General features: G+C 59.1%; 10 protein-coding genes. 1 reads left to right on the top strand and 9 read right to left on the bottom strand.

Features of this window, described 5'->3' with window-relative positions; translation table 11 throughout:
• The first annotated feature begins 19 nt into the window (after window positions 1-19).
• Window positions 20-841, top strand: a complete 822-nt coding sequence (locus tag AC1Q6D_RS21150; protein ID WP_103405237.1) for an IclR family transcriptional regulator — start codon at window positions 20-22, stop codon at window positions 839-841.
• On the opposite strand, the gene AC1Q6D_RS21145 is transcribed toward AC1Q6D_RS21150, so the two are convergent.
• The 9 genes from AC1Q6D_RS21145 to AC1Q6D_RS21105 form a co-directional block, all read right to left on the bottom strand.
• Window positions 806-1,495 carry a hypothetical protein gene (locus AC1Q6D_RS21145; protein ID WP_103405236.1) on the bottom strand — a complete coding sequence of 230 codons (690 nt, stop codon included), beginning with the start codon at window positions 1,493-1,495 and terminating at the stop codon, window positions 806-808. The genes AC1Q6D_RS21150 and AC1Q6D_RS21145 overlap by 36 nt on opposite strands.
• Before the next feature lie 142 nt (window positions 1,496-1,637).
• Entirely contained in the window at window positions 1,638-1,964 is a 327-nt protein-coding gene (locus AC1Q6D_RS21140) for a hypothetical protein (protein ID WP_047537846.1), read from the bottom strand.
• 143 nt (window positions 1,965-2,107) lie between these two features.
• Window positions 2,108-4,660, bottom strand: coding sequence for a LuxR C-terminal-related transcriptional regulator (locus tag AC1Q6D_RS21135; RefSeq protein WP_103405235.1), 2,553 nt, complete (start codon window positions 4,658-4,660; stop codon window positions 2,108-2,110).
• A gap of 141 nt (window positions 4,661-4,801) precedes the next feature.
• The gene (locus AC1Q6D_RS21130; protein WP_103405234.1) at window positions 4,802-6,169 is read right to left on the bottom strand and encodes a DUF1329 domain-containing protein; all 1,368 of its coding nucleotides are present in this window, start codon (window positions 6,167-6,169) and stop codon (window positions 4,802-4,804) included.
• 23 nt (window positions 6,170-6,192) lie between these two features.
• Entirely contained in the window at window positions 6,193-7,986 is a 1,794-nt protein-coding gene (locus AC1Q6D_RS21125) for a DUF1302 domain-containing protein (RefSeq protein ID WP_103405233.1), read from the bottom strand.
• A 568-nt stretch (window positions 7,987-8,554) separates the two neighbouring features.
• Window positions 8,555-9,466, bottom strand: coding sequence for an SDR family oxidoreductase (locus AC1Q6D_RS21120; protein ID WP_103405232.1), 912 nt, complete (start codon window positions 9,464-9,466; stop codon window positions 8,555-8,557).
• Between the two features lie 212 nt (window positions 9,467-9,678).
• Window positions 9,679-10,581 carry an alpha/beta fold hydrolase gene (locus AC1Q6D_RS21115; protein ID WP_047537831.1) on the bottom strand — a complete coding sequence of 301 codons (903 nt, stop codon included), beginning with the start codon at window positions 10,579-10,581 and terminating at the stop codon, window positions 9,679-9,681.
• On the bottom strand, window positions 10,581-11,363 hold the full coding sequence (locus AC1Q6D_RS21110; protein WP_103405231.1) for a class II aldolase/adducin family protein: 783 nt from the start codon (window positions 11,361-11,363) through the stop codon (window positions 10,581-10,583). The genes AC1Q6D_RS21115 and AC1Q6D_RS21110 overlap by 1 nt, the downstream gene beginning before the upstream one ends.
• Window positions 11,364-11,597: 234 nt before the next feature.
• Window positions 11,598-12,053: a flavodoxin gene (locus tag AC1Q6D_RS21105; protein WP_047537826.1), complete on the bottom strand. Its 456-nt coding sequence runs from the start codon at window positions 12,051-12,053 to the stop codon at window positions 11,598-11,600.
• Window positions 12,054-12,122 lie beyond the last annotated feature (69 nt).

The raw sequence follows: 12,122 nt of genomic DNA, 5'->3' as shown, positions 1-12,122 counted from the left end.
CCGGGATCACACCGCCTCCATGGAAAAGCCAGACAGCAACGGTAAACAGAAAGTCCGCTCGGCCGAGGTGGGTACCGACATCCTCAAGGCCCTGGCCGAGTTATCGCCCTCGACTTCACTCTCGCGCCTGGCCGAACACGTGCACATGCCGGCGAGCAAGGTTCACCGCTATTTGCAGGCACTGATCGCCAGCGGTTTTGCCGAACAGAACAGTGCCACCAACCATTACGGCCTGGGCCGCGAAGCCTTGCGCGTCGGGTTGGCCGCACTCAACAGTATGGACGTGCTGAAAGTTGCCACCCTGCCCTTGGCCGAGTTGCGCGACGACTTGAACGAGACCTGCTTCCTGGCGGTGTGGGGCAACCAGGGTGCAACCGTGGTGCACATCGAACCGGCGGTACGTGCGGTGACGGTTGTGACGCAATTGGGCTCGGTGCTGCCGTTGCTCAGTTCATCGACGGGCCTGGTGTTTGGCGCCTACCTGCCCAAGCGCGAAACCGTGGACTTGCGCGAGCAGGAATTGCAGGGGCAATCAGCCCACGCGCTGGCGGATGACCAAACCTATGCGGCCATGTGCGAGCAGATCCGCACACGTGGCCTGCATCATGTGCATGGCTTGTTGATGCCTGGTGTGGATGCGTTGTCGGCGCCGGTGTTCAACGCGATGGGGAAAGTAGTGGCCGTGCTGACGGTGGTGGGCCCGACGTCGCTGTTTCATGCCGACGAAAACGGCCCGGCGGCGCAGCGATTACTCGCAGCGTCGCGGGCCGTCAGTTGGCGCATGGGATACGAGAGTCCCGCCCAATCAGACCAGGAAATCCGGAACGATTTCGATCACTAAATCGCGGATATCCGTCGCCGTGAGCTGTGGATGAAGATGACGCTCTTCGGCACTGTAGGCGACCGAATAAACGCCCATCCCCTCGCCGGAATAGAACGGAATTTCATCGTCCTGCAAATGAGCGTATAGATCTTCAACCAGGCTTCTAGATTGAATGACTTTTTGCACCCCGAGTTCAACGATAAAACTGGTCACGTACACGCTATCAATATCCACTTCGGGTATTTGATATTTCAATGCCGCGTGCACCGTCTCAACGTCCAATGGCTTGATCGACCGTTTTGAAAGATTGATCGAGGGAGCACTGGTCAGCGCATTGACTATGTCGATGACGATGCGCTCAAAGCCCGGCATATCCAGAGCCTTGACCCTGTCTTTGGCTTCAAAGGAAAACCGCCGACTGAAAATTTCATTTAGGGCCTGTACATAATTAGGCACCTGTTCACTTTCGACCCAACCCAGTGTTTCTTCGAATAGTGTTTTGGAAGAGATGACATTTTTGCTGATCAGATCATCCAATGTATTCAAATAGGTATTGAACGAGTTAACCCCGAGCTTTTGCAGCCGCTCATCCAACAACACCTCTACCGCGAAACCTGCGCGAATTTTCTTCAACGCCATCATCTTGTGGGGAGAAAAGAAACTGTCACTCATAAATACTTCCGGTGTCGTTATCAGGCACATGCATCCTGCATGGCCAGCTGTTTCACATCAGCACGCGTCGAAACCTGACGGTACTGAGGAAAACAAAATCAATAAATGATGTTCATACCAACTGACGCTGGCATAACCTCTTTCATCCGTTTACGGAGTCACCCAGAAAAACCCGGGCGATGTCCACGCCCATTCTGTTGACCTCATCAAAGTCCAGGCCCTTGAAACGATAGGCCGGGTCGAATGTGTAAGGCTCGGTAAACAGCCCCAGCGTCTCCCCTTCAAAGTGGGGAATCTCGCGGTCCTGCAGCTGTAGAAAGAACGCCCACACCAGTGTTTGGGAATAAGTGACCTGCGGATCTTCAAACTTATGAATGCCGTTCACATACACTTTATCGACATCGATACCACGCCCACTGAGCCTTGCATGCAACATGGCACGCACTCGCTCAATATTCAGGTCTTCCATGATTTATCTTCCTTGCTTGCCAACTAATTAATATCAGGTTTGTTGTTGCCGGAAGCATACTAATCAAATCCGCACATCACGCACGCAGTAGAATGTTTCGCCATCTTGCAAGTTATACTTGAACAACTTAACCCACAACCACTTCACCCTGACGATATAAGCCCCAACTTCTTCGCGATGGCCACCGCTTGGGTACGACGTTCGACGCCCAACTTGCTATGAATTCGTCGCGCGTGGGTTTTTACTGTATGCAGCGAGATAAACAACTGCTCGGCGATCTGCTGATTCGAATTACCCTGAGCAATCAGGCTGAGCACTTCCAGTTCGCGCGCGCTCAATGGATTGTCGTCCAGGGTCGAAGGCGTCATAGGTTCGTCTTCGCCCAATCGACTGAGCAATGTCGGCTGGCGCAGGCGCAGTTCGCACAAGGCTTGTTGCAAATGGCAGCGTTTCACCAGCTCCAGCCCGGCCTGCAAGGCCGACTTGGCCAGTGCCGTCTCGCCCATCAGATCGGCCACTTCGCAGATCGCCAATTGCAGCTCCGCTTCAAGCGCCAGCCTCCCGTGACGTTGCGCTTGATCGAGCAACGCCTTGAGCCGCTCCAGCGGCTGCTTCGCCTGATGCAGATACGTCTCGGCCAGCACCAACAGGTATTCGATCCGCGCGATCAGTTCCACTGTGGCCGGAGGCGCGTGACGGGCCTGAGGCCCACGGTAGTGCCGCAATACGCGGGTCAACGCTTCACAAGCCAATGGCGCGCGACCTTGCTGCAACCAGAAGTGACTGCTGATTTGCAGCAACACACTGCGATAAACCGTGTCGGGAATCTGCCGCTGCTGCATCAGGCGTTCGGCATCGCGCAGCCGGTCAAAGGCCTGTGCGTAATCGCGCTGATTGGCTGCCACCTGTGCCAGCCCGAGAAAACCATACAGCGCGCGTTTGTCCTGACTGTGCAGGCAGTCTTGCAGACCGGACTGGAAGAGCTCGGAAGCCAGGCCGTCCTGCCCCTGGCAGAGCGCCAGTCGTCCGCGTCGCAAGGCAATTCGTCCCAGCAGCGGTGTCGGACGATCAGCCTGCCGGTCCAACAATTCATGGATATCCGCCAGCAGGCTTTCGGCACGTTGGGGAGCGCCGCGTTGCTCCAGCCACTGGGCGTGATCGAGTTCGAGCAAGCCTTCAAAGAGCAGCGAACCTTGCGACCGCGCCAGACACAGCGCCTCACGGTTGAAGGCCTGCGCTGCATCGAGGTCGGCGCAGAGCAGTGCTTGCTGAGTCAGCCCGGACAGGCATAACAATCGCGCGGCCCAGGCATCAGCGCCCAGCTCGGCCAGCGCTTCGATAAAGTGCGTGCGCGCCGCTTCCATCCGCCCCTGCAAATGCAGCAACCAGCCTTGCTGCGCCTGCCAGCGCGCCAGCAGTTGCCGTTGCAGGGCAGCCGTGGGCTGGGGGGTGAACCGGACCAGTTGCTCAATACACGCGGCCGCCTGATCGAAACGTCCGGCAAACAACAACGCTGCGGTGATCAAACCCACCAATTGCGGCGTTCCGAAGGTCAACTCTTCGCCCTGGCGCTCATGCAGATCGAGCAGCAAACGCACATTCTCTCGGCGGAACAAGTGCTCAAAGCTGAAGTGCTGCAGCAGACTGACCGCGACCTCGAACTCTTCGGCCAGCAACGCCTGCTCGAACGCGCCCTGCCAGTCCTGCTCGGCGGTGAACCACTGACAGGCACGCCGATGCCAGGAACGCCCCGCCGACCCCTGCTCGTCACGCATGGCCCGGGCGAGTGGCACGAACACTCGCAGCCAGTCGGGCGAATCCTCCCAGGGTTCGATAAAACACCCCATGTCTTGCAAGGCGTGCAGCCACTGCGCTCCCTCACCGGCGCCAAACAGATGCTCGCACAGACCGGCATTGAATCGCGGCAGGTGCGCCAGTACTTGCCAGGCTTCCAGCAGTTCCGGCGGCAGGGTGTTGAACAGTTCATGTTGCAAGTAGTCGAGCAGCGTCGCCGATCGCCCCTGCTTGTCCTGCCCGGCCATCCACTGACAACCATCGAGCAAGGCAATGCGCGTGCCGGCGCACCAGCCACCGCTACGCTGGATGATCTTCCTGGCCGCAATCGCTGCCTGCTCTGGCGCGACATGGACGAGCAACTGTTCGATGTCCGACTCGTTGAACGCCAGCGCGCGCGCCTCGCACTCGTACAACTCATCATCGAGCAACAACCGTGGCCAGTTGCATGACGGACGCCGACGCGAGCCCAACCACCAGTTCAACAGCGGATTTCTGACTGCCAGCAAACGGTCCAGCAAGCGGTCGAGTTCAGGATTGGGCACGCGACAATAATCATCGAGAAACACCCAGGTCGGCGTCTGCAACCGGGCCAGCGACTCCAGCAAAACGAGCTCATCCGCCGCTGCGAATCCCAGTGCCTGAGTCAGGCGCTGCTGAAAATCGACGACACTCAAACACGTCCCCGACAACGGCAACCAATACACCCGACAGTGCTCCGGTGCACGCAGCAGGCACTCGGTAAGCAGTGCACTCTTGCCGCTGCCCGCCGGTGCGCAAAGCAGTTTGACCCGCGCCGACGAGGCCAGCAGCGGTTCGATCAACCGCTCGCGAGAGAGGTGGTGAGAAGACAAACGAGGCAGGGGTCCAGGACGGTCCAGACTCAGGGTCATGGCAGTCATAGTAGAAGCGCCTTTTTATAATTGTGGCGCCACCCTAGACCTCTCCCGAACGCTTGTTGAAGAAGTATTCAGCAGACTGATTTACACCCATAAAAAAGGTGACCGCGAGGTCACCTTTTTGTGCAAGAGCCTGTAGGAAGACTACTTCACACCTGTACTCCGCAAGGCTGCAGGCGTGTAGTCCCCAGCTTTTGCCGCGATGTTGAATTCGAAGCTGCGCTTCTCTTCATTCTTCATCCCCAGTGCGATGTAACGGCCGGCGATGAGGTCATACAGCGCCTCGACAGTGTAGGCCGGAACCTGATGATCGTAGTAGAACTGGGCATGCCCTTCCGCCACGCGCCAGAGCTGGCCGCGACCGTCGTAGTGATCAGCCAGGGCGACTTGCCAGGTGTCTTCGTCAATGTACATGTGACGCTTGGCGTAGACATGCCGCTCGTTAGGCTTGACCGTGGCGACGACCTCCCACACCCGGTGTAACTCATAACGGGTCAGGTCCTGATTGATGTGCCCGGCCTTGATCACATCGGTGTACTTGAGGTCAGGCGAATCGAGCTTGTAGCTGTTGTACGGGATGTACATTTCTTTCTTGCCGATCAGCTTCCAGTCATAGCGATCCGGCGCTCCGGAAAACATGTCGAAGTTGTCGGTGGTGCGTAACCCGTCCGATGAGGTGCCGACGCCGTCATACGCCACTTGCGGTGCACGCCGCACGCGACGCTGGCCGGCATTGTAGATCCAGGCCTTGCGCGGTTCCTGGACCTGATCGAGGGTCTCGTGAACCAGCAACACATTGCCCGCCAGCCGCGCCGGTGCGGTCACCTCCTGTTTGAAATAGTTGAGCACGTTCTCCTCGCTGCCCGGTTTGTAATCCCCCAGCAGGGACGGTACGGCCACCTCGTCCTTAAAGCGGATGACAGTGAAATCACCATTCGATTGCGGCGTTGCCTGGGTAATGGTGCGGCGCAGATTACCGCCGTGATAGCGGGTGATGTGGTTCCAGATCACCTCGACACCGTTCTTGGGAATCGGGAACGCGTAGTAGCGATTGCCAGTGAAATTGGCCAGACCGTTACCGTCGTTGATCGGGGTTACATTCAGCGCGCTGCGCTTGGCCGACTCATAGATTTCCGGTGGCAGGGCCGCCGTGCGGTGAGTCGGATACACCGGGATTCTGTAGGTCTCGGGATAGCGTTTGAACATCGCTATTTGCCCATCGGAAAGCTTGTCCTTGTACTTGTCGACCGTCGCCGCCGTGATCACGAACAGTGGCTTTTCATTGGCGAATGGATCGGCCAGGAATCCCTTGCTGTCCACCGCCCCGGCGTTTTTCGGAATTCCGCCGGTCCACGCCGGAATCGAGCTGTCGGCATTGCCGGCCTTCTCCGCGCCGAGCGGTGTCAGGCTGGTGCCAAGCTTGTTGGCCTCTTCCGGCGTTACCGCCGCCATCACGTTGGCGGCCAGCAGACCGAGGGCCAGGGCACCGCATTGCAGAATCATCTTGCGCATGGAAATCATCCTTCTCAGCCAGATCAGAAGTTCACGCCAAAGCTCAACGCCACGAAGTCGCGGTCCTCGAGGGTGTTGTAGTCCCCCCCGAAGAAGTCGGTGTAATTGAGGCTTGCGGTGTAGGTATTGCGGTAGTCCGCGTCGACGCCGAGGCTGATGGCCTTGGCACCTTCGTTGAACAGCCCGTTGGGGCCATACCCGCTGACGTCGTGGGACCACGACAGGTTGGGTTTGATGTTGATGCCGGCGATGAGGTTGTTGTAATCGAGGATGGCCCGGGCTCGATAACCCCAGGAGGTCGAGGTCACGAAGCCATCGGTGTCGCCGCCGAAACCATACTGCCCGTATACCGAGTCGCGTCCATAGCGCAGCTTGCTGCGGGCCTCCAGGCCACCGACGTGAACCACTGCCGCCTCGCCTACCAGGGTCAGGCGATCAGCGCCCATCACCTGATCGACGAAGTGCGTCAGGGTGCTCTGGACCTGGGTTATTTCCTTGCGCCGATAGCCCTTGTTGTCGGCGCCTGGACGGGACGCAATGGGCGATGCCGCGCCACCGGCAATCGGGTTGAGCATGGCCAGGGTCAGGTCGTTGGTGTTGACCTGCACCGGTGCGTTGGGCCGATAACTGATCTCGCCGGTCCATGCGGTACCGGTGGACAAGGTGGTAGAGAAACTCGCGCCGTACAGGCGAATGTCTTCCGGGTAATCGAGGTAATACTGACCGCGCCCGAGCATCACACTTTGCGCGAGACCCGAGCCACTGCCGGGCGCGATCCGGTTAGCCGTGGCCACGATCCCCGGAATGCTCGCCAGCGTGCTGGCACCCGCGGTGACGGTGCCCACCGTCGGCGTGCGGCCGTGGTAGTTCATGAAGTACAGACCGTACTCGGTGTCGTCGCCGAGCCAGCGCAACGCCGTCCCCCATTGTCCGGAATCGCGGGCATCACGGTCACCGCCACGGGGCACGATCACGCCCTCCTTGCTGACTTCAAACCCTTGGCCAAACGCTGCGGCAATCGGCTGCAACGGGGCGATGGCCGGGCTGGCGACGGTGTAGTTCTTGTTGCAACCGTCCGCCGCCACGTCGACGCCGAAGAAGGTCCCGCAGTTGTCGAGAACGGTCTGGTCCCATTCCAGTTGGTAGAAGCCTTCCACGGTCAACTTGTCCGTCAGGCCCTGGGAAGCAAACAACATGTTCACCGGAATCAAGCCTTCCTTGATCTCGGCCCCCGGGCGCCGGAACGCGGAAACATCCACCGGGTTGATGCTGTTGATCGAGTTACCGATGAATGTACTTTCGCCCCAACTGACCACCTGCTTGCCCGCACGCACCGTGCCCGGCAGATCGGCGATGGAGTAGTTGTGATAGACGAAGGCATCGAGGATCTGCCCGCCGGAAGACTTGGCGCCCTCCTTGCGGCCATGATCGCTGATGGGCTTGAACTCGCGGTCTTCGTCCTTCAGTTCGAAGTCGTACCAATACTTGCCACGGACAAACACACCGGTGTCGCCGTACTTGAGCTCAAGGTCATGGATGCCTTTGAAGATCTTCGAGAACGTCTCGCCTTTCTTGAAATTCAGCCGCCCGTCATCGCCGGTCGAGGACTGGCCCGAACCGCCGTTGACCAAGCCCACCAGCGAGTTGTCGGCATCACGCATGCCCCAGCTCGCGCCCACCGACAGCGACGAGTCGAACGTCCCCTCGATCTCGCCGACGTTGAATGAAATGGCCTGTGCCTGGGCACAGCAACCCAAGGCCACCGCAGCGGCCAGCGCCTGCGGCGTGAAGATGGCGCGCATTGTTGTTTTTGTCATGCGTCTTCCCCGGTGAGTGACAGAAGGCCTCACCCTACTGCCGCCCACCGGGGACGATAAGCGCACCAAGGAGGTATTCGTGGTGTACCTCTAAAGGATGAGTGGCCGCCGGGAACGGGGGTTTACACGGGGGTATGGATGGGCTGGATGGGAGGCCATCAGCTGTGCGCATGTTGTGGCGAAATGGACCTCAAAGAGGTCATCAGGACTGTTACGAATGTCGCAATACAGCATGTCTCGAATCGCTATTTTTCCTTTACTGGCCAACACTTATTCTAGCCTGGCTTTCACGGGAACCCGCCCGGAAGCACGAAGCAGCGGCACGTGATTCACCGTGCCGACTGGCGACAGATTTCAGATGAGATTGAGGTTCTCGACTCATCGCCCCGTGCACACCGACGTTGATTTGTAGCTCCTGGATCCAACGTCTTCTTTGGCCGCTGCGTTTGCAGCGGCCTTTTTTTTATGGGTCGAATTTTGCCGCTATTTGGGCCGCTCTCACGGGAACAATTACCACGCAACAATCCGCGCTTGAGACAGCAACATCCCTGGCAATCAGAACGCCGCATTACAACGAATACTTCTGCAAATTCCCCATCATTTCCTTCAGCGCTTCAATGTTGTCCTTCGGATGCGCTGCGCCTTCGAAATCACAAATCTGCTGCCAGTGCGCCGCCACATCTTCCGGCGAGAAACCCACCCGAGGGTCGAACCCGGCGCCCAGGCTGCGCTCCCAGCGCACCTTGCCCATCCAGCCGCCGCCGACTTCGAACAGGCCAGAAGTTTCCTGGCAGTTTTCGCTGGCCAGGTACACCACCAACGGGCTGACCAGTTCCGGCTTGAGTTGCTCGAACACTTGCGGCGGGATCAGGCCTTCGGTCATGCGCGTACCGCCGGTGGGGGCGATGGCGTTGACCAGGATGTTGTTCTTGCGGCCTTCGATGGCCAGGGTGCGGGTCAGGCCGTAGAGCCCGAGCTTGGCCATGCCGTAGTTGGATTGACCGAAGTTGCCGTAGATGCCCGAGGTGGACGCAGTGAAGATCACCCGGCCGTAGTTTTGCTCGCGCATGTGCGGCCAGGCGGCGCGGGTGACTTTGTAGGCACCTTCGACGTGGACGCGGTAAACCAGGTCCCAATCGGCGTCTTCCATTTTGTGGAAGGTCTTGTCGCGCAGGATGCCGGCGTTGTTGACCACCACATCGACACGACCGAAGACGTCGAGTGCATGTTGAACGAGCTTGTCGCCATCGGTGACCGAGTCGTGGTTGGCCACGGCAGTGCCACCGGCGTCGCGGATTTGCGCGACCACACGGTCTGCGGCCGACGCATTGGCGCCCTCACCCTGAGTCGAACCACCAAGGTCGTTGACCAGCACCTTGGCGCCCTGCTGGGCGAACAACAGCGCATGCGCCCGACCCAGGCCGCCACCCGCACCGGTGATGATCACGACTTTATCTTCGAAGCGCACAAACTCATTCATGGTGGGGACTCCAACAGGCCAGGGACATTGCCTTGGAGTTTCAGGCACGGCGCTGCGGGTCACAATGAACAGGGGGGAGGCTGAATGGTGCGCGATAAGGCTGGGGGATGATTGATGATGCAGATGGCGAGCACAGCACCTGTCGCGAGGGGGGGGTTACCCCCTCGCCACAAAGGCACCCTCGCCAGACAGTGTTCAGCGTTCAGCGGAACTCAGGAACACGCCACCTTGAGCGGCGGCAGCATCTGCTGATCGCGAAACGCCAGGTAGTGCTTGAGTACCTGGCACGGTGCCTCGATCTGTGGGTAGTGACCGATGCCGCTCAACAGCACCGCATCCGGGTTGGGGATCAGCTCCCGATAACGCGCGACCATGTGCGCGCCGGAGATCGGATCGACCTCGCCATCGATCACGCGCAAAGGCACCTCACCGCGCTGCATGGCGGCGACCCAACGATCGCGTTGTACTCGCCGTTCAGGTATGTAGCCGATCAACTTGTGCATGACCCGTGGCCCGTTATTGCTTTCGATCAGGCTCCAGAAATCATCCATTTCGCTCTCGGTGGGAAGCGTCTGAGGGCCAAAGATCTGATGAAAACTCTTCACCAACCCATCGCGACTGAACGCGCGGCCAATCATCCAGCCCAATGGGCTAAGCAGTAGTTTTTGCATCAATACGGGACGATGGGTTTCAGGAAACAGCCCGCCATTGAGGAACACGCAACTGGCAATTTGAATCTGCGAATCGTAATGCCGGGCCAGCAGTTCCTGGGCCACGCTGTCGCCGTAATCATGCGCCAGCAGGTGCACAGGCTGCTCGACACCCAGTTGAGCCAGCAGTGCCTGTTGCAGATCAGCCTGCTCCAGCAAGCTGTATTCGTGATTCACCGGTTTGGCCGAGTCACCGAAGCCCAACATGTCGCAGGCAATCACCCGATAGCGCTGAGCCAGCGGCTGCCACAGGTAATGCCAATCCCAACTGGCACTCGGGAAGCCATGGATGAGCAGCAGCGGCTCACCCTGCCCCGCCGTCCAGTAACGAATGGTCTGGCCACGGAAGTCGAATGTCTGGCTGCGCTTGCGCCAGATACACAGAGGAATCTCAGCGAGTGCCATTAGAGTTTATAACCCGTGTCTTGTTTATCGAGTTTGCGCAGTAGCGCTGGCCAGGCCAACGCACCGCCCATGCCTTCAGCACTTTTGGTGACACCGGCGATCATTGCCTTGGCACCCGCCAGAATCTGCGGTTCGATGGCGATCAGTTCCGCGCCACCGCCCTGCGCCATGACCTGGATGTCACAGGCGCGCTGGAAGGTAAACATCATCAGGAACGTGTCGGCGATGGTGCCGCCGCAGGTCAGCAAACCGTGGTTGTGCAGCATCAGGAAATTGTTTTCCCCGAGATCGGCTTGCAGTCGCGCCTTCTCTTCGTGATTCAGCGCAACGCCTTCGTAGGCGTGATACGCCAGGCTGGAAAGCACGAACAACGACTGTTGGCTGATCGGCAAAATGCCTTGTTTCTGCGCCGAGACCGCAACACCCGAGGCGGTGTGGGTGTGCAGCACGCAGACGACATCATGGCGAACCTCGTGAACCGCACTGTGGATGGTGTAACCGGCCGGATTGATCTCGTAGGGGCTGTCCATCAGCTTGTTGCCGGCCTGATCGACCTTGACCAGGCTCGAGGCAGTCATCTCGTGAAACATCATCCCGAACGGGTTGATCAGGAAGTCTTCGGTACCAGGCACCTTGGCCGAGATGTGGGTGAAAATCAGATCGTCCCAGCCGTGCAGGGCAACCAGGCGATAACAGGCCGCCAGGTCGACCCGGGTCTGCCACTCGGCGGCACTGACCTGGTCTTTGACGCTGTCGAGGGATTGAACGGGGGCTACGCTCACGACAAGGAACCTCTGGTTTTTATTATGGAGTGTTTCCAGTGACTATCGAGTCTAGACACCCTCCAGGGTTCGCGTAGTTGCATTGGCAGCCAGCTTGATGGCCGAGCGAGTCAGTCGTTCAGTGAAGCGCGATACACGTCAAAGTACCGCCGCCAGAGAGGGGGAGCCGGGCACTGCCTGCAGCCCCGGCAGCGCCCTGTGAATTGACGTTTACAGACGTTGAGCGGTGCTCGGTCAGCCCCGCAGAGCGCCAGCCAGCTCTGCCAGCCAGGGCTCGGCATCCGTTTCCGGAGTGACGCTTTCACTGGCGTCCAGGCGCAGCATCGGCAGCACTTCGCGAATACCCAGCTCACCGAACAACTCACGCATTAATTCGCCGCCGCCGCAGAACGTATCGCCGTAGCTCGCATCGCCCAAACCAATCACCGCGCCCGGCAAACCACGCCAGGCCGCGGGCAATTGGTCGCGGATCGCGAAGTACAACGGTTGCAGGTTATCCGGCAATTCACCCATGCCGGTGGTCGAGGTCACCGCCAGGAAGGCTTGCGGGCCAAAGGCCTGAACATCGGCCAGACTTGCACGCGGGTTGTGCCAGGTTTCGAAACCGGCGGCTTGCAAAAGGCTGGCGGCGTGACGGGCAACCTCTTCGGCCGTGCCGTACACCGAGCCGGAAATGATGGCGACTTTCATCAATCTGATCCTGAAGCTGAGTCAAAGACCGGGATCTTAACAGCACAGTCTTTATTGTTCTTTTAGAAT

The sequence above is a fragment of the Pseudomonas sp. MT92 genome (assembly GCF_058792515.1).
Note: the sequence above shows the minus strand (reverse complement) of the source record. Positions and strands in the feature narration are given on the sequence as shown.